Source organism: Acidovorax sp., from assembly GCF_046314175.1.
Taxonomy (GTDB): Bacteria; Pseudomonadota; Gammaproteobacteria; order Burkholderiales; family Burkholderiaceae_C; genus Acidovorax.
On record NZ_JBKBXG010000088.1, the window covers coordinates 1 to 21,797 of the forward strand.

The window sequence follows — 21,797 nt, forward strand, 5'->3', positions numbered from 1 at the left end:
CCCCGCTGGACGCGAGCACCGCAGGTTGCCCGCAGCGAAGCGGAGGGACGCAGCGTGTAGGGTCGCCTTCTCTTTGGTGACTTTCTCTTGGCGACGCAAGAGAAAGTTACTGCGCCGCCGGGCGCACACCCCGGCCTCCGCCCTCCGCTCACCAGCAGACGGCAGTACATGCACATAGCGCGATCAGTCACTCAAAGCAAAAAAATCAGCCAGCCAAAGCGTCCGCACGCCGCCCCAACCTGATAACTCCAGCGGTAGAAGTTGCGCCCAGAACCACCAGCGCACACAAGTACGGCAACGCTGCCGCCAACGGTGCCCCCAGCTGGTTGAGTCGCAGCGACGCTTGCACACCCGACGTGCTGGGCAGCAGCCAGCGCAGCCACTGCAGCGGCTCAGGCAGCGCCTCCACCGGCCACGAGAACCCGGCCACAAATGCGATGGGCAGCGTGGTCCACAGCAGCACCTGCAGCGCGCGTTCACGGTTACCCACCCACAGTCCCAGCAAGGCACCCATCGCAGCAATGGCAGGGATGTAGCAGGCCAGCAGCGCCAGCGCCCCCAGCGGGTTGCCGCCGCGCGGGTAGTCGTGCAGCACAAAGATCCAGCCAAAGTAAAAGAGCCCACTGGCCCAGCCCAGCGTGCACAGCGCCAGCAGGCGGCCCAGCCACGTGGTGGCGCTGGCGCGGTGCTGGCCTGATTCCACCCAGGTGCCGGTCAGCATGGCGGCGCCCATCAGCAGCGTCTGCTGCAGGATCAGCAACGCCACGGCAGGCACCACAAAACTGCCGTAGCCTTCGGTGGGGTTGAACAGCGCCACCATTTGCAACTGCACCGGCGCACGGCTGGCTCGGGCCTGCTGGGCGCTCTGGCCGCTGGCCTGCAGCTTGCGTATCTCGACCCCCGCCGACACCGTGCCCACCGCCTCGGCAAAGCCATATTGCACCGCCTTGTTGAGCAGCGCATAGGCGCCGTTGGCCTCGATGCTGACCACGGCGTTTTCGCCGCGCACCACGTTGCGCTTGAGGTGCGTGGGGATGAGCGCATAGCCCTCGATCTCGCCGCGCCACAGCGCCTCCTGCGCCTCGCGTTCGCTGCCGGTGACCATGCGCACTTCAATGCGCGGGTCGGCATCGGCAAACCGGGTGATCTGGCGCGAGAGGCTGGTGCGGTTCATGTCCACCACGGCCACCGGCACGCGGGTAAGTACCTCGTCGGCGTAGAACCAGGGGTAGAAAAAACCGTAGAGCACGGGCGCGCCGATCAACAAAAGCAGCACGCCCTTGTCGCGCACTATGGTGGCCAGCGCTTGCAGCCAGGCCCGTAGCAGGCCCTGGGGCGGTGGCGTCACCACCGGCATGGGTTTCATCGTGGTGTTCATCAGCGGCCTCCCCAGGTTTCTGGACGCCTGTGGGCCAGGGTGAGCGCGGTGGCGCTCAACAGCCACAACACGGCGGTGGCGATGACCAGCGCCACCATGGTCGACACGCTGGTGGCCAGCGGCGCACCCATCTGCAACTGCTCGATCTGCATGCGAATGTAGTGTGTGTAGGGCATGGCCTGGGCCCATGCGCGGGCGCTGACCGGCATGCCCGCCAGCGGAAACGCCACGCCGCTGAACGCAAATGCGGGCGCCGCAAAAAAGCCCGTGCCCGATAAGGCGGTGCGCAGCGACCGTGTGATGCCCGCCAGCGCGGCACCCGCCATCAGCGACACGGCCATCAGCAGCGCCAGCGCCGCAGCCACCCACCAGAGGTTGCCCGGCGGATGCCAGCCGCGCCCCCAGGTGATGCCCACCAGCGCCAGCAGGCCCACCAGCGTGAGCGACACCCAGGGCAGGGCCAGCTTGCCGAGCAGCGCGCCTGCAGCGTTCAGCAGGCCGCCCGCACCCAGCCATTCGCCCAGTGTGCGGTCGCGCAGCTCGCGCCCCACAGCCCACGCACCGGCCGTCATGGCAAGGATGTGCAGCAGCGCTGGGATCAGCGCTGCGCCAAGAAACTGCTCGTAGTTGCTCGACACATTGAACAGCGCCACCATCTGTGTGTGGATGGGTTCCATGCTGGTGTGCACGGCCTGGGCGCTTTCGCCGCGTTTGTTGCGCGCGGCCATTTCGATGCCGGCCGACAGCGTGCCCACCACGGCGCGCACGTCGCGTTGCAGCACGCCCGAATGGGTGCCCAGCTGCGCGTTGTGCAGCAGCGTGACCTGCGCAGCACGCCCCTCTTTGACGGTGCGTGCAAAGTCGCGCGGCACGGTGATGACCGCATACACCTGAACGCTGCGCAGGGCGCGTTCGGCCTCGGCGTTGTTGGCGTAGTGCTGGGTGACCTGCAGTCCGGGCGTGGCGTCCAGCATGCGCACCATCTGGCGCGACAGGCTCGACTGGTCGGCATCCACCACGCCCACGGGCAGGTGGCGCGGCAGGCCGGCCGAGAAGATCCACCACATCAGCGCCACGGCCAGCAGCGGCACCCAGGTGACCATGGCCAGGTCCCAGGGGCTGGCGCGCAGGCGGCGGGCTTCGCGGGTGAGACTGTTTACTATTGAATTCATAGCTTTTAGCGCTTGATGGATAAGCGCTAGAGGCACTTTTTGCTTGAAATGAACTGGTTCTTGTCGGTGCCGTGGCCTACTGCACCAGCACCGTCATGCCGGGGCGTGCGCCGTCGATGGGCGCTGCCGGACGGGCGCGCACCTCAAACGTGCGCGCGTCGAAACCCTGGCCCGCCCGGGTGGCGCGCCAGGTCGCAAAGTCGGGCAGCGCGGCCGTGTGATAGACCTTGAACGTCACCGCCTTGTTGCCCAGCGCGGGCAGCGTGGCGTCGAACTCGCTGCCGATGGCAAAGCGCTGCAGCCGGTCCTCGCGCACGTTCAGCACCACCCACTGGTCCTTCAAATCCACCACGGTGACCACGGCCACGCCCTGGGGCGACAGCTCGCCCGTGCGGGCCAGCACCTTGGACACTTCACCGGCCACGGGGCTTTTGAGTTCGGTCTCGGCCTGGGCGGCCTGCACCTCGGCCACCACTCCGGCTACCTGGCGCGCCTGGGCGCTGGCGGCAGAGCGGTCTTCGGTGCGGGCGCCTGCGCGGGCCAGGTCGTACTGCGCCTTGGCGGCCAGGGCCTGGTCGCGCGTGGCCTTGAAGTTGGCTTCGGCCTCGTCGCGTTTTTGTGCGGCTACCAGGCCCTCGCGGGCCAGGCCGTCTACCCGTTTGAACGACGTGTCCGCCAGGTCGGCGGCGGTCACGGCACGCTGCCAGTTCAGGCGGGCCATTTCAATCTCTTGCGGCCGTGCGCCATGCTGGGCCTTGTCCGATAGGGCTTGGGCAGCCTCCTGCGCCGCGGTGGCCTGCGCCAGCTTGGCGGTGACCTCGGGGCTGTCCATGCGGATCAGCGGGGCGCCGACGGCGATCTGATCGCCTTCTTTCACCAGGATCTGCGCAATGCGCGCGGTGACCTTGGGGGCAATGTCGGCCTCTTGCGCTTCGATCTGGCCCTGGAAGACCTCGGGCGCGGGCTGCGAGGCCTTCCACAGGCCAAAGCCTACAAAGGTCGCTACAGCGACCAGAGCGGCTGCGGCGATAGCGGTCTTGGTTGTCTTGCTGCTCATGGTGTTTGTTCTCTCTTCTCAGTCATTTGTGGTCGTAGCGCGTGACACTGGCGCGCCCCAAGCGCGGGCAGCCGCGCAAGGGCCGCCCCGCCGCGCTGGCTGCGTCCCCCTGCCCGGATTGCGCAGCAATGCGAGAGCGGGGGGAAGCCGCAAAGCGGCTCAGGGGGGTGTACCGAGTCACTCCACTTTCAATGCGTCGGCACGCGCCATGTATTTGCCAAAGTCTTCCGACAGGCCGCAGCTCTCCAGCAGGTCGGCCAACGCCTTCACGTAGTCATGCGCGGCCTGGGCCCGTTCGGTGTGCGCCTTGGCTTGGTTGACCTGGGCGTCGATCAGGTCCAGCGTGGTGCTGGTGCCCGCCTTCAGGCCCGAGGTACGCAGGCGCAGCATCTCGTCGGCCAGCTCCAGGCCGGGTTGCAGCGCAAAGTAGGCACGGCGCGCCTGCTCCAGCGCGAGCCAGCGCTTTTCCACCAGCAGGGCGATGTCGTTTTGCGCCTGCGCGCCGGTGCGCTCGGCCTGCTCGATCTGGCGGTTGGACGATTCGGCCAGCGCATTGCGGTCGATGGAGTCAAACAGCGTCCAGCGCACGCCCACGCCGGCCACCCAGTCGGCGTCGCGGCCGGTCTTGAGCTGGCGCTGACCAAACGCAAACACCTGCGGTTTGCGCAATGCCTCCTGGGCGGCGTGCAGCTGCGTGGCTTGTTCCTTTTTGGCCGCGACCTTGTCGAGGCCCGGGTGGTGTGCGAGCGCGGTGTCGATGAAATGGGGCAGGGGCTCGACCGGCTGGCCCAGCACAAACAGCGGGCTGGTGGGCGTGACGGGTTCGGCGGCCTTGAGCGTGCGGGTGAGCGCTGTGGCAGCCAGGTCGGCATCGTCGCGGGCCTTGCGCGCGTTGCGGCGCGCGTCTTCGAGTGCGGAGCGGGCCTGCAGGCGATCGACGCGGGCAATCACGCCAGCGTCCAGCATCTTCTGCGCGGCGGCATCGTGCTGCTCGATAGTGGCCAGCGCCGATTCACGCAGTGCGGCGGCACGCTCGGCCAGCTGGGCGCCGAAGTAGCGCTGCACCAGCAGGGTCGTGGCTTCGTGGCCGGCCTTGGCGGCGTCGGCCGCGGCTTCTTGCGTCTGTGCATCCAGCAGGCCCCGTGCGGCATTGCTGGCGCCGCCCATGTACAGGGGCCAGATGGCAGAGACCGACGCTGTGGTGTCGCTCTTGCTGCGGTTGAGTGTGTAGCTCGACGGCAGGTGCGGCAACTGGGCCAGCGCGCCCGCCAGCTGGGGCGGCAGCTGCGACAGCACGCCGGGCAGCGCCTGGTTCAGCGGGTTCAGGTCCACGTCCAGGTTGGCGTTGTAGCGGTAGGCCGCACCGCTCAGATTGACCACCGGACCGCCCAGGCGCTGCATGGCGTCGCGGCGCAGCTGGGCGCTTTCCACCGCGTTGCGGGATGCAGCCAGTTGGTCGGAGCGTTGGTTCAGCTGCTGCAGTGCGGCGTCAAACGCCAGGGGTGCGGCGTGCGCCTCCACGGGCAGCAGGGCAGCGATTGGGGCGAGGGCGGATGCGATCAGGCAGAGCAAAGCTTCGCCTGCCCGGCCGGTGCGCCGGGGCGTTTTCTTTGAAGTCATGGTTTCAGCTTGTCGTTGTCAGCGCGCGCCCACGGGCGTGTAGGCATCGCTGTGGTCCGCCAGCCAGCGTTCCGACAGATCGGTGCCGTGCTGGCTGGGGTGAAAGTCGCGGCGCAGGTATGCGCGCCAGGGACGCCAGGTTTCGCGCACCAGGCCGCCCTTGCCGAACAGCGTGCGCGCCGCGCTGGCCCAGGTGCTCCACTTCCACAGCATGCCGTTCTGGCGCAGGTTCAGTACCGTCTGGCGCAACACGTCGCCGATGAAGACCAGGGTGATGCGGCGGAACCAGGTGATGCGCCACTCGTGGCTGCCACCCAGCGCCTGATAGATGTCGAACGCCGTGTTCTTGTGCTCGGACTCTTCCGCACAGTGCCATTGCCACATCGTGGCCAGACGGGGCTCGGCGCCTGCCAGCGTTTCGGGGTGTGCCAGCAGCCATTCGGCCAGCAGCGCGGTGAAATGCTCGTTGGCAGCGGTCACGGCAAGCGGATGGCGCGGGTCGGCGCCTTCAAACAGCTTCATGCGCTCTTGCGCACGTGGTGCCCATGCGTTGACCAGGCCCTGCTTTTCAAGGTGGCCGTTGAACAGCGCATGGATGCGGCGGTGCGTGGCCTCTTGCCCGATAAAGCCGCGCACCTCGTCGGCAAACAGCGCATGTTGCTCGGGCGGCATGGCTTTGTGGCCGCCCTTCACCGCGTCGATGAAGAACTGCTCGCCCACCGGAAAGCTCATCGAAAGCGCGTTGAAGAACGCCGTGCGAAACGCGTCGCCGCCACACCATTGCGGGGCGAAAGGGGTTTCCAGGTCTATCAGCAGGCGGCGGACGACAAGTTCGGTCATGGGGCAATCTCCGGGAGCGGGTCCGTGGGATGAAAAACGCTTGGTACTTCGCGGTACCAGTGGTTTGTATGATGCAGCTCAAATGTGGTACTGTCAAGTACCTAAGCCAAACTTGATGTGCTCAAACCGCCATGACCGAAACCATTGCCCCTGCTGCAGACAACGTTCACCGCGCCCGTTTGCTGGAGGGCATGGCCCGCGCCGTGGCCGCCAAGGGCTATGCCGACACCACCATTGCCGACATCGTGCGCGAGGCCAGCGTGTCACGCCGCACCTTTTATGAAAACTTTGCCGATAAGGCCGAATGCCTGATCGCGCTGTACGAGGCCGCCAGCGGCAATGCCATCGCGGTACTGCGCGCTGCCATTGACCCGCACAGCGACTGGCAGGCGCAGGTCGAGCAGGCCATGGCCGCCTACTTTGGCGTGCTGGCGCGCAACCCTGTGCTGCTGCGCACCCTATTCATCGAGATACTGGGCCTGGGCGCCGCCGGGCTGGCCGCACGCCGCCGCGCCAACCAGCAGCTGGCCGACCTGATGCTGGATGTCGTGAACAACCGCCCCGGCGAGCGCAAGCGCAAGGCCCCGCTGCAACCCATGATGGCCATGGCAGTGGTGGGCGGCATCAACGAAATGGTGCTGCAGGCCATTGAGCAGGAACGGGCGGGCGACCTGCAGGCACTGGTGGACCCCGCGGCCGGGTTGCTGCGGGCGGCGATCTCTGCGGAGTTCTGATCGCGCGCACAACGCGCCGCGCCTTCTCAGACTTCATTTGCGATCTCGATCAGGTTTTCATCCGGGTCGTAGATATACACAGACCGCAGCTTGTTGCACGCGCCCGTGGCACTCACCGGGCCTTGCACAATGGCGACACCCTCAGCCTGCAGGTGCGCAATGACCTGTTCAAGCGACATTGCGGTGAGAAAACACAAATCGCCCGAGCCGGCGGTGGCGTGGCGCACATTAGGGTCCACCACCGTCCCCGCTTCATGCAGGTTGATCTTTTGCGTACCAAAGTGCAGGGCGTATCGCCCCGGTTTGAACTCTCGTGCGGTCATGCCGAGCACACGCTGATAAAACGCACTGGTTTTTTCAACGCTGGCGACCGTGAGGACGAGGTGGTCGAGCGAATCCAGAACGATGGGCATGGCGTGTAGCTGCGACATGTAGCAGGGTGGTCAGGCAGGCGAATGATGGTGCGCCCGTGTCGCTGGCTGCAGCCACCGCTGGTTGGCCGCAAAAACCACCATCAACGCCAGCCCTGCCAGCACCGCCATGACCCAGTGCAGGGGCGACAACGGCGAGAACTTGAAGGCGTTGGCCACCCAGGGCACGGTGGTGACCGCAGTCAGCGCCGCCATCGTGCCGCCCAGCACCCACAGGCTGACAGGTGTGAGGCCTGTCCACAAGCTGCGCAGACTTGTCTGGTTGCTGCGGCTTGGCAGGATGAGCGCTGCGTTGGCAGCGACCAGCACCACAAACGCGGCCGTGCTGGCGGTGGCGGCATGTGCCGGCTGGCTCAGCAACCAGGCATACAGGCCCACCACGGCGGCCGTCACCACGCTGCCTTGCGCCATGCTCAACAGGACGTGGCGGGCAGAGAGCAGGGGCTCGTCGGCCCCTCGCGGCGGCTGTTGCATAAGGTCGGCCGCACCTTCCTCGGCCTCAAAGACGATGGAGCAGGCCGGGTCGATGACCAGTTCCAGAAACGCAATGTGCAGCGGGGCCAGCACCAGCGGCAGCCCGAACAGCACCGGCAGCAGCGCGAGGCCAATGATGGGCACATGCACGGCCAGCGTGTAGACCATGGCCTGGCGCAGGTTGGCAAAGGTCTGGCGCCCCCGGTGGATGGCCTGAACAATTGCTGCGAAATCGTCGTCCAGCAGCACCAGCGCTGCCGCCTCGCGCGCCACGTCGGTGCCGCGTTGCCCCATGGCGATGCCGATGTGTGCGGCCTTGAGGGCGGGGGCGTCGTTCACGCCGTCGCCCGTCATGGCCACCACTTCGCCCTGGGCCTTGAGGGCTTCGACCAGTGCCAGCTTCTGGTGCGGCTTGATGCGGGCAAATACGCTAACTTGCCGGATCTTCTCGGCTAGGGTTTGTGGCGACATGTTGGGCAGCTCATCGCCGGTGACTACGCTGTCGTGCGTGATACCCGCCAGAGCCGCAATGGCGCGGGCTGTTCGGGGGTGGTCGCCCGTGATCATCACCACGCGAATGCCCGCCTGCCTGCACTGCGAAATGGCCTGGGGTACTTCGGGGCGCAGCGGGTCGGCCAGCGCCACCAAGCCCAGCCACTGAAACTCAAAGTCGTGCTGACTTTCCGGCCAGTCGTCTTGCGTGCGGTGACGGGCCTTGGCAACACCCAGCACGCGCAAACCCCGGTCGGCCAGGCGGGCGGCCTGGGCGCTGACGGCCGCGCGCTCTGCGTCGGGCAGGTGGCACAGGTCGGCCACGGCCTCGGGCGCGCCCTTGGTGGCCACGGTGTCGTGCGCAGCGGTGCCGTCGCGCCACAGATGGCTCATGGCCAGCAGCTGGGGCGACAGCTCGTATTCGCGCGCCAGCGACCAGGCGGGGTGCAGGTGCTCGGTGCCCACCAGTTGGTCGCCCGCCATGCGGTGAAAGGCCTGCTCCATGGGGTCGTGCGGTTCGATCTCGCTGGCCAGCACGGCGTACTCGAGCAGTTCGTGAAAGGCCTCTGGCAGCGCCGTATCGCCTGTTTGGCCTTGTGTTGCGGGCAGGTTCTGCACATCCAGCTCCTCGCCTGCAATGCACAGCGCGGCCACAGCCATGCGGTTTTGCGTGAGGGTGCCGGTCTTGTCCACGCACAGCACAGTGGTTTGCCCGAGTGTCTCTATGGCGTTCAGTCGCCGCGTCAATACCTGCTGCGCCGCCAGCCGCCGGGCGGCCAGGGCCAGGAAGACGATCATGATCACCGGCAGCTCTTGCGGCAGGATGCCCATGGCCAGCGTGATGCCTGCCAGCACGGCTTGCAACGCGTCACCCCGCAGTGCCCAGAACAGGGCCACCAGCAGCGCGCACAGCGACAGGCCAATGAGCACCAGCTTGTGCGTGAGCCGTGCCATCTCTTCGCGCAGCGGCGAGGCCTGCAGCGCAATGGTGTCGAGCGACTGGCCAATGCGGCCCAGCTCGGTATGGCGCCCCACGGCCGCCACCTGCAGCAGGCCCTGGCCGCTGACCACCAGCGTGCCTGCAAATACCTTGTCGGCAGGCTGCTTGGCCACGGGCTCGGATTCGCCGGTCAGCATCGACTCGTTGGTGGCCAGCTCGTGCGCCTGCAGCAGCGTTCCATCGGCCGGAATGCGGTCGCCCTCGGCAATCATCAGCAAGTCTTCTCGCACCACATCGCGCCCCGCAATGCGCACCATGGCGCCGCCGCGCAGCGCCAGCGCGCGCGGGCTGGAGAGGTCGCGCAGGGCGTTCAGCGCGTTGTCGGTGTGGCGCTCCTGCAGTACGGTGATGGTCATGATGATTACCACGAAGCCCAGCAGGATCAGCGCCTCGTGCGCATCTCCCATCGCCAGATAAATGCCGCCAGCGCCCAGCAGCAGCAAGAACATGGGCTCGCGCACCACGTCCCAGGCCATGTCGCGCAGCGTGCGGCGCTGGCTGATGCCCAGTTCGTTGGGACCTTCTTCACGCAGGCGCTGAGCGGCAACGGCTGGGTCAAGGCCTGTCGGTGGGGGTTTTGCAGGCATCTGGGGGCGTGGCGGTATGGGGGGGCTGGAGGCTATCTTTCTTATACCGCTGATCAGTGAAAGTGTCTGTGCGCTGGCGCTGCGATCTAACCGCTGCACAGATCACATTTCGCACAGTACAAAGTCTGCCTTGCCCACATTGCACTCGGGGCACCGCCAATCGTCCGGCACATCGGCCCATAAGGTGCCCGGGGCAATGCCGTCATCGGGCAGGCCCGCAGCTTCGTCATAGATCCAGCCGCAGACCACACACATATAGATCTTCATGGGTTGATCCTGAAAGTTGTTTTGACGGGCTTCAGTCATCATCGTGGTGTCTGCTGCGCTCGCTCGTCGTGCTGCTGGCAATCAAACCATTGGGCGATTGTTGCCACTCCCATGCGCCAAAGGCCAGCACTGCCAGCAGCAGCGCTGCCGCCAGCCAGGTGCGGTTTTTCTGCACCAGGTTGGGCCCTGGGCCTTCCACGCGCCCGGTCAGCATGGGCAGCGCCTGATTCTTGCGCCGCAGCATGCTCAGGCCGGCAATCAATGCGAGGTGGGCCAGCACAACAAACAGCATGGCTTCTCCGAAGAACTCGTGCACTTCTTCGATCCAGTCGCCACCCAACACGTCGCCCCAGTCGTTGTAGGTGGCATAGCCGCTCAAGGTGATAGGAACGACCAGGACCAGCAGCAGCACCACCGCCAGTGCCATGAACAGGTTCTGGCCCTGGCGCCAGTTGATTTTTGTGATGGAAGTTGCTTTGGGCAGGGCGCGCAGCCATGCGGGAGCCCCGGCCAGCTTGCGCCACAGCAGGCCCAGGCCCGAAGTGCGCGGGCCGAAGATGCCGTACAGCACGCGAAAGCTCAGCAGGCCCGCCAGGGTGTAGCCCAGCGTGACGTGCAGCAGCCGCCAGTGTTCGCCGTCCGCAGTGGCGTAGGCGCCCACAAAACACAGGGCAAACAGCCAGTGGAACATGCGTGTGGGCGCGTCAGTGACCAAGCGGCTGGGCGATTTTGCGGGCGCTGCTTGCGCTGCTGCGCTGGCTGGGTGGAGGGAAGGGGTGTTGTTCATTGTGTTTTCCTTGATGGGACGCATGTCGGATTCGCCGCCCTTAGTCATTCCAGGCGCGGCGCGAGCGGGCGTCCAGCCCCGCAGGCATGCGCAGGTCGTGGTCGTCAAATTGCCCTTGGTCGGCACCCGTGTGGCAGGCCGCGCAGTTGGCGGCGCTTTTCACGCTGGCGAGCTTCCAGGCGGCGGGCTCGATTTTTCGGTGCTTGCGCTCAAACCAGGCCGAGCGTGTGATGCGGTCCTCGGGAGGTTCCTCGTTCACGCGTTTGTAGGTGCCGGCGTGGGCCTGCAGCCACTGGTTGAGCTGGCGCACGGTGGCCGCGTCCAGCGATGCGTCGGTGCCATAGTGTTTGGTAAGGCCCGTCATCACGCGGTTCCACGACGCTGCGGGCAGCAGGCCCGGTGGGTAGGCGGTGTGGCAGGCGGCGCATTCCTGCGTGTAGGCGCTGGGCACGTTGCGGGGCATGGCGCGCCCGCTGTCGGCGTGGGCGCTGGGGAGCGTCTGCAGGGCCAGCATGCACAGTGCTGCGGCCTTGGCGGCGGGGCGAATGGAGGCAAGTTTTTTCATGGTTTTGAGATTCAAGGCTTGAGTGCGTTGAAGGCGCTAACGTAGGCCAACACATCGGCCTTCTCGACAGCCGTGCATTCGCGGCTCAACACGTCGTTGCAGTTGCGGCGAAACCATTTGTCCACCTTGGCGGTGTCGGTGAAGGCCTTGGGGTTGAAGGCGGGGGCCAGGGGTGCAATCGACTTGCCGGTGCTGGCGTGTTTGCCCTGCGCGGTAGGCGGTGTGCCGTGGCAGGATGCGCAAGACCACTCGCCGCCGTGGCGGGTGGTGAAGAACACCTTGCCCTTGTCGGCATTGCCGGGGCTGCCGGCCTGTGCGCTCCAGCGCGCGAGTTGCTGGGCGGCGGTGGTGTCAGCGGCGTGGCTGGGGCTGGCTGCGGCCCAGAGGCACAGTGCAGCGAGGGCCAGGGTGCGAACAGTTGTCATCGTGGTGTCCTTGGGTGTTTGTTGTCCTATGCAGCCATTGTTGAAACCCCAGCCTGAACGGCGCGTGAAAGATCCGTTCATCGGCCGTTCAGAAACCCCGCCCGACAATGCGTCCATGCTCTGTTTGGCCTGCCGCACCCCTACCCGCCACCACACCGCACGCCTGGCGCTGGCTGCGTTGGCGCTATGGGCCGCAGCGCTGGCCGCGCCACCAGCTGTTGCCAGCGGCAAGGACGACCACGACCACGACCACGACCGCGCCCGGCAGGCCGTGCAGGCAGGCCAGGTGCTGCCCTTGCCCGCAGTGCTGGAGCGCCTGCAGCGCGAAGTGCCCGGCCAGGTGCTCGAAGTGGAGCTGGAGCAGGAGCGGGATCGCTGGATTTACGAGATCAAGCTGCTGACCCCTGCAGGGCAGTTGACCAAGGTCAAGCTCGATGCACGCACGGCCGAGGTGCTGCGCGTCAAATCGCGCGACGATCAACTTACTGGCCGAGAACACCGCTAAGAACTGCCCCGTAACCAACGCTCATGCGCATCCTCCTCGTAGAAGACGACACGCAGCTGCGCACCCAGTTGCGCACCGCGCTGCAAGGCGCGGGCTACACCGTGGACGAAGCCGACAACGGGCGCGACGCGCAGTTTCTGGGTGAGACCGAAGCGGTGGATGCCGTGGTGCTGGACCTGGGCCTGCCGGTGGTGGATGGGCTCACGGTACTCAAGCGCTGGCGGGCCGAGGGGCGCAACATGCCGGTGCTGATCCTCACCGCGCGGGACAACTGGCACGAAAAGGTGGCGGGCATTGACGCCGGTGCCGACGACTACCTGACCAAGCCTTTTCACCTCGAAGAACTGCTGGCCCGCCTGCGCGCGCTGATCCGCCGTGCCAGCGGGCAGGCGTCGGCGATGCTGCAGTGTGGCGACTGGTTGCTGGACACCCGCAGTGGCCGCGTGACCTGCGCGGGCCAGCCCGTGGCACTCACGGCGCACGAATATAAGGTGCTCGACTACCTCATGCACCGGCCTGGCGTGCTGGTGTCACGTGCCGAGCTGACCGAACACATCTACGCGCAGGACTTTGACCGGGACTCCAACACCATCGAAGTGTTTGTGGGGCGCCTGCGCAAAAAGCTGCAGTCGCCGTCGGCCAGCGCGGCCCGTATCGAGACGGTGCGTGGCATGGGCTACCGCCTGGTGCCGCCATGAACCGGGGCGCAAACCGGGGCCGTTTGCACTGGTCGCGCTCGCTGCGGTTTCGGCTGCTGGCCGTGACGGTGGCGGGGGTGGCCGTGGCGGTGGTGCTGGCGGGCTTTGTGCTCAGTGGGCTGTTCCGCGAGCATGTGCAGCGCCAGTTCGAGGCGGCCCTTGTGCAGCAGCTGGACCAGGTCACGGCACGGCTGGAGTTTGATGCCCAGGGCCAGCCGATGGTCTCTGCGCAGGCGCTGTCGGACCCGCGCTGGCTCAAGCCCTACTCGGGCCTTTACTGGCAGGTGGACGCCATGGCGCCCGATGGGAGTAGCAGGGCGGGGGTGTTGCGCTCGCGCTCGTTGTGGGACACCAGCCTGGCTCTGCAAGTAGATGCGCTGACCGATGGTGCTGTGCATGTGCATGAGGTGGAAGGCCCGCAGGGTGCTCCCTTGCTGGTGCTGGAGCGCACCGTGCGTGCCGAGGGCGTGGATGCGGCGCGCTGGCGCCTGATTGTGGCGGCCGATCTGCAGGCCACCCAAGCGGCCACCGCGCAGTTCACGCGCGTGCTGGCGCTGTCGCTGGCGGCCCTGCTGGTGCTGCTGGCGGCGGCCGCGTGGGCCCAGGTGGCCGTGGGCCTGAGGCCCTTGCAGGCGCTGCAGCGGGGCTTGCAGGATGTGCAGCGGGCCCGCACCACCCAATTGCAGGGTGTTTTCCCTGCCGAGGTGCAGCCGCTGGTGGATGACTTCAATGGGGTGCTGGCCCGCAATGCCGAGGTGGTGGAACGCGCACGCACCCAGGCAGGCAATCTGGCCCATGCCTTGAAAACACCGCTTTCGGTGCTGGAGAACGCGGCCCGCGAGCCAGCACCCCGTGATGGCGCCGCGCTGGCTGCGTTGACGGCGCTGGTGCACGACCAGGTGCAGGTGGCGCGGCGGCACATCGACTGGCACCTGGCGCGATCCCGTGTCGCTGCGTCAGCGCACCTGCCCGGACAGCGCACGGCGTTGGAGCCCGTGATGGCCGGCCTGGTGCGGGTGATGAACAAGGTGCATGCTGGGCGGGGCGTGGATATCGCAATTTGTCTGCCCGACGCCCCGCTGTTCTTTGCGGGCGAGGCGCAGGACCTGCAGGAAATGCTGGGCAACGTGCTGGACAACGCCTGCAAATGGGCACAGTCCACCGTGCGCTTGCAGGCGCAGGCTCCTGGCGGTCAGCCGCTGCGGCTTGTGATCAGTGTGGAGGACGACGGCCCTGGCATTGGTGCGGCGCAGCGTGCGCAAGCGCTGGACCGTGGCGTGCGGCTGGACGAAACAGTGCCTGGCACGGGGCTGGGCCTGGCCATCGTGCAGGACCTGGCATCCATGTACGGCGGTCGGCTGGAGCTGGATTCCGCAGCCCTGGGCGGTTTGCGTGTGGTGCTGACGTTGCCCTTCGCGAGCGAGGCGGCGGGCCCGTAAGCAATCGCCGGGTCGGGCGGGAGGTGAAGCTGTCCGACGCGGGGGAGTCAATAAACTCCCGCAGAAGCGGACGAGCCATAAAAAATGGCCGCCTAAGCGGGCGAGCCATTAAAAAAGCCCGCCTAAGCGGGCTAAGGCCCTGACAAATTCTGCTGAATTCTGCAAAGCCCTGGAGTGACGGGTGCAGGGTATCACCGTCCGTGGCGTTTGACCACCACTGGGCAATGCACGGCGCCAGGCGGCGTCGGCCGCACACCGTGGTGCGGGGGACGGCCCGGAAGACATACTGGCACTATCAGTGCGGAAAAATTCAAGCCAAATATGCCTTCAGCGCCTATCTGTAAATCGCTGATAGCTCACAATTCAGGAGCAAACTTCGGGTCCGTGGCCTTACCGGCTCACAGCCTGCTCTCCATGCTGTTGTGCATGGCCACTTGCGCCACGGCGTCCAGGGCGCCATCCACCACGTTTTGTTCGGTCAGTATCTGCAGGGCGCCTTGCTGCAAGAGCCTGTCCAGAAGCCGCAGCGTCATCGACTGGGTGCGGCCTGTGGCGCTGGTAAACAGGAACAGGTTGCCGTGCGAGCCGATCCAGGACAGCTGTGTGCGCTCCCACTCGCCGCCCACCAGCAGGTTTATCCACATGCCTGCCGCCAGCGGCGGCAGAGTGAGCATGCCCATGGCGCTGGGCGGTAGTGTCGGGGCGGTGCTCTCGGGATCTTGCGACAAGGTGGCAGAGACGTCCATGTAGCCGGACTCCCTGGCTTCTGACGGTGCAACCCAGGGGTCTTCGTCGTCCAGCGGGCCGGATTGTGTCGCGGCTTGCAGCGCCCGCAGCGCCTCGGCATCGGGTGCTGGCTGTGGCGGTGGCGGTGGCGGCGCTGCGGCGCCGGGCCCAGGCTTGAACGCCTGCTCGTGCAGCTGCATCAGCAAGTCAAAAACAGCCTCGGTGCGCTCTGCGGGATAGTCGATGGACGCCAGGCCATCGCGCAGCGTGGCCAGCAGGCTGGGCAGCAGGCGTGCAAGCTGGCCGGTGTTGGCGCGGGTCAGCGCGGGCTGCGTGCTCCAGACCAGGGTGCCCACCAGTTCCTCATATCGGCCGGGCGCCGCGCTGTCTGGGGAGGCGGTCAGGCGCGCCTGGGCCATGACCTGGGCCCACGGGCCCATCAAGAAGCGGGATATCTCATCGGGCACCTTGCCAATGTCAGGCAGCAGCCACATGTCGCGCGAGATCTGGGCGGCCAGCTGGTGGCGCTGCTCGGCGTGCTGCAGGGTCTCGATGGCGCGCTGGCGTTCGTGCTGGTGATGCTGGTCTTTTTCAGCCCATTTGGCATGCAGTTGCTGCAGCACGCGCTCAAAGTCTTCGGGCCCATCAATGGTGTCGCTGGCCAGCGGGCCGGCGATGTTCATGAGCGAGCGCATGAAGCTCTGAAAACCGGGCGCCTCGGGGCTGTTGAAGGCCAGGCTGCGGTCGGTGATGTCCTGCAGCAGGCGGCGCGCGGCATGCTCTTTGTGGCTGAAAAACCGGGGGTCGGCCACGGCCAGCTGCATCAGCGCGGGCTCCAGCGCGCGGATGAACTGCTGCACGGGCCACAGCAGCCGGGTGTCGCGCGCGATGTTGTCCACCATCAGCGCCACTACCTCCATGCTCAGGGCCTCGCCCAGCCCGCCGGCGTGTTTGCGAGGCGGGACGGCCGTGTTGTCGCTGCCGTCGCCAGGGCTGCTGGTGTTGCCATGAGCGCGCTGGTTGCCCAGCCGCTCCATCATGTGGCCGACCTGGTTCATCTCCTGCAGCGCTTCGAACGCGGCAGGCACGGTGGATGCGAAGTCGGTGGCGGGCGCGTCAAGGTGGGGGAGTTGATCGGGGTTTTCGAACTCGCGTGCAAAGCGGTCGGCAAAATTTTCTTTGGCGTCCCCCATCGGTGAGGACATAGGGGCTGGCGCTTGCGCGGCAGCGGCGCTGTCTCTGAACTCGCCCAGCAGCAGTCGGCGCAGGCGGTCGAGTGTCAGCAGCGGGTCGCCAGAGCTTGCCGCAGTGGACAGGTCGTTGTCGGACGCGAATCCCTGCGTTGCGCCTGCCGCAGCGGGGGCGACGTAGACGTAGTCGCCGCTGGCCTGGCGCATGGCGTAGCCCACCGGCTGCACGCCGCTTTGGCTCAGGCGGTCCACCTGCGCCTTGTAGAGGCCGCGCAGTTCGGCGCCCAGCGCCTGGGCCATGAGTCCTATCCAGTCATGCCGCACCTGTGCGGACACCTGCATTTGCGACACCACGGTCTGCAGCGCCTGCAGGAAGACCTCAGGGCGCAAGGGGTTGTGCTCTGGCTGCACGCGCGGCAGGCCCAGCGCTGCGCACACCAAGGCATCCAGATCGGCCAAGGGGCCCTCTACAGCGGAGATCAGCACCTGCCGGGCGCGGGCGCGCTCTACGCTGTCGTTGATCTGCGACTCGTCCATCAACTCCAGGTCATCGAAATGCACGGTGAACAGGGAGCGCGTGGGTTTGTGGGTGTCGGCCTGCGCTGCTTCCTCGTCAAGCACTTTGCGCAATGCGTCGGGGTAGCGCTCACCCATCACCGACGCCAGCCGCTGCAACTGCTGCTTGGCTTCCAGCATGGCGTGGTGCTCGCCGGGGGTGCGCGCCTGGTCCAGGCGCGACTGCAGGGACATGCGCGTGGCCTCCGCAACGCGGTCCATCAACGGCCGGGCCTGGGTCAGCACGTCGTCAACGATGTGCCGGTAGGGCGCTGTGGCGCTGCTAGCGGATGGGGCAGGGGTCGACGGTGTGGTGTGTGTCAAGGCGATCTTCTCGGATGAAGGGAGACCGGTGTGTGTTGTCTGCCGTTGGTTGCCGTGGTTTACGCAATGTTACGCGGCAAAAAGGGGCCCAAGGCCCCTAGTTTTCATGGATGTCAGGCCGATCAGGCCTGGCTTTCGCGCGACACGGGTGCGCTACCCCCCATGGAACTTGACCACCAGCGGCACGATGAGCAGCGCCACGATGTTGATGATCTTGATCAGCGGGTTGATCGCCGGGCCTGCGGTGTCCTTGTAGGGGTCGCCCACCGTGTCACCCGTCACTGCGGCCTTGTGCGCCTCGCTGCCCTTGCCGCCGTGGTGGCCGTCTTCGATGTACTTCTTGGCGTTGTCCCACGCGCCGCCGCCGGTGCACATGCTGATGGCCACAAACAGGCCGGTGATGATGGTACCCATCAGCAACCCGCCCAGCGCCTTCGGCCCCAGCAGCAGGCCCACCACGATGGGTGCCACCACGGGCAGCAGGCTGGGGATCACCATCTCCTTGATGGCGGCGGTGGTCAGCATGTCCACGGCCTTGCCGTATTCAGGCTTGGCCGTGCCTTCCATGATGCCGGGGATGTCGCGGAACTGGCGGCGCACCTCCACCACCACGGCGCCCGCTGCGCGGCCTACGGCCTCCATCGCCATGGCGCCGAACAGGTAGGGGATGAGCCCGCCGATGAACAGCCCCACGATCACGAGCGGGTCCGACAGGTCAAAGCTGATCGCCCTGCCGTAGCTTTCCAGCTTGTGTGTGTAGTCGGCAAACAGCACCAGCGAAGCCAGACCGGCCGATCCAATGGCGTAGCCCTTGGTGACTGCCTTGGTAGTGTTGCCCACGGCGTCCAGCGGGTCGGTCACGGCGCGCACTTCGGGTGGCATGTCGGCCATCTCGGCAATTCCGCCTGCGTTGTCGGTGATGGGGCCATACGCGTCCAGCGCCACCACAATGCCCGCCATGCTGAGCATGGCCGTAGCGGCCACCGCAATGCCATACAGGCCCGCCAGGCCGTACGACACGATGATGGCCGTGCACACAAACACCACCGGCCAGGCGGTGGAGCGCATCGACACCCCCAGGCCCGCAATGATGTTGGTGCCGTGGCCGGTGGTGGATGCCTGGGCAATGTGCTGTACCGGCGAGTACTGCGTTCCGGTATAGAACTCGGTGATCCACACCAGCACCGCCGTCAGCACCAGGCCCGTGGCGCAGGCGCCAAACAGGCGCAGCTGCGTGCCGGTGGCCGTGATGGCGTTGTCCGGCATGATCCAGGCGGTGACGAACCAGAACGCGATGAGCGACAGCACGCCCGCAATGGCCAGGCCCTTGTACAGAGCGGGCATCACGTTTCTCATGCCTGGCGACGCCTTGACAAAGAAGCAGCCGATGATCGACGCGATGATGGACACCGCGCCCAGCGCCAGCGGGTAGACCACGGCGTTGACGGGCGCCGTCATCACCAGCAGGGCGCCCAGCACCATGGTGGCGATCAACGTCACTGCGTAGGTCTCGAACAGATCGGCCGCCATGCCGGCGCAGTCGCCCACGTTGTCACCCACGTTGTCGGCAATCACGGCGGGGTTGCGCGGGTCGTCCTCAGGGATGCCGGCCTCGACTTTGCCCACCAGGTCGGCACCCACGTCGGCGCCCTTGGTGAAAATGCCGCCGCCCAGCCGCGCAAAGATCGATATCAGCGACGAGCCAAACGCAAAGCCGATCAGCGGGTTGAGCAGCGTGGCCAGGTTGGTGGTGGGGTTGTGGTTGCCATTGCCCGCCAGAAACCAGTAAAAGCCCGTGACGCCCAGCAGCCCCAGCCCCACCACCAGCATGCCGGTGATGGCCCCGCCGCGAAACGCGACATCGAGCGCGGGGCCAATGCCCTGCGTGGCGGCCTGCGCCGTGCGCACATTGGCGCGCACCGACACGTTCATGCCGATGAAGCCGCAGGCGCCCGAGAGCACTGCGCCCACCACAAACCCCACCGCAGTGGTCACGTCTAAAAAGATGCCGATCAGAACCGCCAGCACCACGCCCACGATGGCAATGGTCTTGTACTGTCGGGCGAGATACGCGGCGGCCCCCGCCTGGATGGCTGCCGCGATCTCCTGCATGCGGGCGTTGCCGGGGTCTTTGGCAAGAATCCAGCCTCTGGCCCATATGCCGTAAGCCACGGCAATGAGCCCGCAGACCAGGGCGAGGATGAGAGGGGATGTCAGTGCTGAACTTGCAGCCATTCAATTCTCCTTGGGGTGTGTTGCACGGAGGGGGACCAACGCATCGGTGGCATCCCCGCTGCGTTGCTTCCTCGTGCTCCCCATGCTTTCGCGGCAGGAGTCGATTGGCCAACAGACCCAATTTACAGGCAAACGCCGGTTTGCAAGCGGGCAGAAAGGGGCGTGCGCCTAAAATCAGGGTTAATCCCGACGCTTGTTTGCGCTGCATCAGAGCGCGTAACACCCTCTGCATCGCGGGTTGCCGTTTTCAAACCACTATCCAAAGACATGTCCCTCAACAACGTCCCCCCAGGCAAGAACCTCCCCGACACCTTCAACGTCGTCATCGAAATCCCGATGAACTCCGACCCCATCAAGTACGAGGTGGACAAGGAATCGGGCGCCATCTTCGTGGACCGTTTCATGACCACGGCCATGCACTACCCCACCAACTACGGCTACGTGCCGCAGACGCTGTCAGGCGACGGCGACCCGGTGGATGTGCTGGTGATCACGCCTTACCCCCTGCACCCCGGTGTGGTGGTCACCTGCCGCCCCCTGGGCATTTTGATGATGGAAGACGAGGCCGGTGTGGATGGCAAGGTCATTGCCGTGCCCACGTCCAAGATCCTGCCCATGTACGACCACTGGAAGTCCATTGACGACGTGAACGCCATGCGCCGCAACGCCATCGCCCACTTCTTCGAGCACTACAAGGACCTGGAAAAGGGCAAGTGGGTCAAGGTGCTGGGCTGGGAAGGCGTCGATGCCGCCAAGAAGGAAGTCACCGACGGTGTCGAGGCCTACAAGAAGGCCCAGGCCTGATAGCCGAAATTTGGCTCTAATTGGCCGCTAGCGCTTGTCCATAAAGCGCTAGAAGCTATCAAAAAGATACTGAAGTAGTGTCTCCTACAAGGCATGCGCGTAGCAATACCCGCATGCCTTTTTGTTGTCGCATGGCACTGCGCCCACAGGGGAAAGCCCGCTTTGTTGCGGCTGGGGCACTGGTAGACTGCATTTGGTTACAGATGGGTGCTGGCGTGCTATACAAGTGAGTGCGCGTCAATGTGCTTATGCGGCTCCAACCGGGAGCCGCTTTACTGCCTGCGGGCAACGCAATGTGAAGGGTGATTCATGAAAGTTTCCGATCTGCGCATCGGCGTCAAACTGGGTGCCGGGTTTTTGGCAGTAGTGCTGCTGACCACGGTGCTGGGCGTGATTGCACTGGTGCAGATGTCTCGCATTAACAGCAATGCCGAAGAAATTGCCACCAACCTGCTGCCCAGCGTTGAAAAGACGGGGGATCTGCGCGTGCTCTACAACCGCATGCGCCGCTCTGAAGCCGGCATGGTCACATCGCGCAGCATCATCGAGGTCAAGGCGTTCTCTGAACAGGTGGGCGTGCGCGCCAAAGAAATCGCGCAGCTTGAGACCACGTATGAACCCCTGATCAGCAGCCCCGAAGAGCAGGAAGTCTATAAAAACTACAAGCTGCGCAAGGCCGAATATGCCGTGCTGCAGGCCAAGCTGGTAGAGATTGCCAATGCCGTGGACTTCACGACGGCCGAGACGCTGGAGCTGACCGGCGACGCACTGGTCATGGTTTACGCCGGTGAGTCTGAAACCGCCTTCGTCGCCGTGACCGAAACGCTGGGCCAAATGCAAAAGCTCAACGCCGATAACGCACTCAAAGCGACCGAAGAGGCCGCGCAGGTCTTCATCGTGGCCCGTGCGTCCTTGTTGATCACGCTGGCCGTGTGCGTGGTGCTTGCCGCTCTTCTGGGCGTGGGCATCACCCGCGCCGTCACCCGCCCGGCCGGTCACGCCGTGCGCGCCGCCCGTGCGATTGCCGAAGGCGACCTGACCACCGAAGTGCCACCCGGTGGCAAGGACGAGATGGGTCAGTTGCTCAACGCACTGCGCGACATGCGCGACAACCTGGCACGCGTGGTGTCGGGCGTGCGCGGCAATGCCGAAGGCGTAGCCTCGGCCAGTTCGCAGATTGCCTCAGGCAACAACGACCTCTCAGCCCGCACCGAACAACAAGCCAGCGCGCTGGAAGAAACCGCCGCCTCCATGGAAGAGCTGGGCTCCACAGTGCGCCAAAACGCAGACAACGCCCGCCAGGCCAACCAGCTGGCGGTTAGCGCCTCCACCGTGGCAGTGCAAGGCGGTGATGTGGTGGCCGAAGTGGTGGAGACCATGAAAGGCATCAACGCCAGCAGCAACAAGATTGCAGACATCATCAGCGTCATCGACGGCATTGCGTTCCAGACCAACATCTTGGCGCTGAACGCCGCCGTGGAAGCAGCCCGTG

General features: G+C 65.8%; 18 protein-coding genes and 1 pseudogene. 6 read left to right on the forward strand and 13 right to left on the reverse strand.

Annotation, left to right across the window (positions count from 1 at the left end; all coding sequences use genetic code 11):
- Nucleotides 1-205: 205 nt before the first annotated feature.
- The 5 genes from ACK4OE_RS20445 to ACK4OE_RS20465 form a co-directional block, all read right to left on the reverse strand.
- Nucleotides 206-1,378 carry an ABC transporter permease gene (locus ACK4OE_RS20445; RefSeq protein WP_409887530.1) on the reverse strand — a complete coding sequence of 391 codons (1,173 nt, stop codon included), beginning with the start codon at nt 1,376-1,378 and terminating at the stop codon, nt 206-208.
- The gene (locus ACK4OE_RS20450) at nt 1,378-2,550 is read right to left on the reverse strand and encodes an ABC transporter permease (RefSeq protein WP_409887532.1); all 1,173 of its coding nucleotides are present in this window, start codon (nt 2,548-2,550) and stop codon (nt 1,378-1,380) included. The genes ACK4OE_RS20445 and ACK4OE_RS20450 overlap by 1 nt, the downstream gene beginning before the upstream one ends.
- Before the next feature lie 76 nt (nt 2,551-2,626).
- Nucleotides 2,627-3,607 (reverse strand): HlyD family secretion protein, encoded by a 981-nt coding sequence (locus ACK4OE_RS20455; protein ID WP_409887534.1) that lies wholly within the window; start codon nt 3,605-3,607, stop codon nt 2,627-2,629.
- Between the two features lie 177 nt (nt 3,608-3,784).
- Nucleotides 3,785-5,227, reverse strand: a complete 1,443-nt coding sequence (locus tag ACK4OE_RS20460; protein WP_409887536.1) for a TolC family protein — start codon at nt 5,225-5,227, stop codon at nt 3,785-3,787.
- Nucleotides 5,228-5,245: 18 nt separating this feature from the next.
- Nucleotides 5,246-6,067 (reverse strand): metal-dependent hydrolase, encoded by an 822-nt coding sequence (locus ACK4OE_RS20465; RefSeq protein ID WP_409887538.1) that lies wholly within the window; start codon nt 6,065-6,067, stop codon nt 5,246-5,248.
- A 131-nt stretch (nt 6,068-6,198) separates the two neighbouring features.
- Here ACK4OE_RS20465 and ACK4OE_RS20470 point away from each other — a divergent pair, with 131 nt between their 5' ends.
- Entirely contained in the window at nt 6,199-6,801 is a 603-nt protein-coding gene (locus ACK4OE_RS20470) for a TetR/AcrR family transcriptional regulator (RefSeq protein WP_409887540.1), read from the forward strand.
- 26 nt (nt 6,802-6,827) lie between these two features.
- Here ACK4OE_RS20470 and ACK4OE_RS20475 read toward each other — a convergent pair whose 3' ends face one another.
- From ACK4OE_RS20475 to ACK4OE_RS20500, 6 genes and pseudogenes are all read right to left on the reverse strand, one after another.
- A complete protein-coding gene (locus tag ACK4OE_RS20475; protein WP_409887542.1) occupies nt 6,828-7,232 on the reverse strand; it encodes a VOC family protein in 405 nt (134 codons plus the stop codon).
- Nucleotides 7,233-7,244: 12 nt separating this feature from the next.
- A complete protein-coding gene (locus ACK4OE_RS20480; RefSeq protein ID WP_409887544.1) occupies nt 7,245-9,785 on the reverse strand; it encodes a cation-translocating P-type ATPase in 2,541 nt (846 codons plus the stop codon).
- A 102-nt stretch (nt 9,786-9,887) separates the two neighbouring features.
- Nucleotides 9,888-10,043: pseudogene (locus ACK4OE_RS20485) on the reverse strand (rubredoxin); the annotation flags it as partial.
- A gap of 40 nt (nt 10,044-10,083) precedes the next feature.
- Nucleotides 10,084-10,839 carry a cytochrome b/b6 domain-containing protein gene (locus ACK4OE_RS20490; RefSeq protein ID WP_409887546.1) on the reverse strand — a complete coding sequence of 252 codons (756 nt, stop codon included), beginning with the start codon at nt 10,837-10,839 and terminating at the stop codon, nt 10,084-10,086.
- Between the two features lie 40 nt (nt 10,840-10,879).
- Nucleotides 10,880-11,404 carry a diheme cytochrome c gene (locus ACK4OE_RS20495; RefSeq protein ID WP_409887548.1) on the reverse strand — a complete coding sequence of 175 codons (525 nt, stop codon included), beginning with the start codon at nt 11,402-11,404 and terminating at the stop codon, nt 10,880-10,882.
- Between the two features lie 11 nt (nt 11,405-11,415).
- Nucleotides 11,416-11,829, reverse strand: coding sequence for a DUF1924 domain-containing protein (locus tag ACK4OE_RS20500; RefSeq protein WP_409887550.1), 414 nt, complete (start codon nt 11,827-11,829; stop codon nt 11,416-11,418).
- Between the two features lie 115 nt (nt 11,830-11,944).
- Here ACK4OE_RS20500 and ACK4OE_RS20505 point away from each other — a divergent pair, with 115 nt between their 5' ends.
- The 3 genes from ACK4OE_RS20505 to ACK4OE_RS20515 are packed head-to-tail and all read left to right on the forward strand — an operon-like array spanning nt 11,945 to nt 14,471.
- Nucleotides 11,945-12,334 carry a PepSY domain-containing protein gene (locus ACK4OE_RS20505; protein ID WP_409887552.1) on the forward strand — a complete coding sequence of 130 codons (390 nt, stop codon included), beginning with the start codon at nt 11,945-11,947 and terminating at the stop codon, nt 12,332-12,334.
- Nucleotides 12,335-12,357: 23 nt separating this feature from the next.
- Complete coding sequence (locus tag ACK4OE_RS20510) at nt 12,358-13,032, forward strand: response regulator (RefSeq protein WP_409887554.1); 675 nt, start codon at nt 12,358-12,360, stop codon at nt 13,030-13,032.
- Nucleotides 13,029-14,471: a sensor histidine kinase gene (locus ACK4OE_RS20515; RefSeq protein ID WP_409887556.1), complete on the forward strand. Its 1,443-nt coding sequence runs from the start codon at nt 13,029-13,031 to the stop codon at nt 14,469-14,471. The genes ACK4OE_RS20510 and ACK4OE_RS20515 overlap by 4 nt, the downstream gene beginning before the upstream one ends.
- A 398-nt stretch (nt 14,472-14,869) precedes the next feature.
- Here ACK4OE_RS20515 and ACK4OE_RS20520 read toward each other — a convergent pair whose 3' ends face one another.
- Together ACK4OE_RS20520 and ACK4OE_RS20525 are read right to left on the reverse strand one after the other, a co-directional pair.
- Nucleotides 14,870-17,266, reverse strand: a complete 2,397-nt coding sequence (locus tag ACK4OE_RS20520) for a DUF1631 family protein (protein ID WP_409887558.1) — start codon at nt 17,264-17,266, stop codon at nt 14,870-14,872.
- 153 nt (nt 17,267-17,419) lie between these two features.
- A complete protein-coding gene (locus ACK4OE_RS20525; RefSeq protein WP_409887560.1) occupies nt 17,420-19,501 on the reverse strand; it encodes a sodium-translocating pyrophosphatase in 2,082 nt (693 codons plus the stop codon).
- Between the two features lie 267 nt (nt 19,502-19,768).
- Between ACK4OE_RS20525 and ppa the strand changes: the two genes are divergently transcribed.
- On the forward strand, nt 19,769-20,305 hold the full coding sequence (ppa, locus tag ACK4OE_RS20530) for an inorganic diphosphatase (RefSeq protein WP_409887562.1): 537 nt from the start codon (nt 19,769-19,771) through the stop codon (nt 20,303-20,305).
- Nucleotides 20,306-20,614: 309 nt separating this feature from the next.
- The coding region (locus ACK4OE_RS20535; RefSeq protein WP_409887564.1) for a methyl-accepting chemotaxis protein at nt 20,615-21,797 on the forward strand (1,183 nt) is incomplete at its 3' end.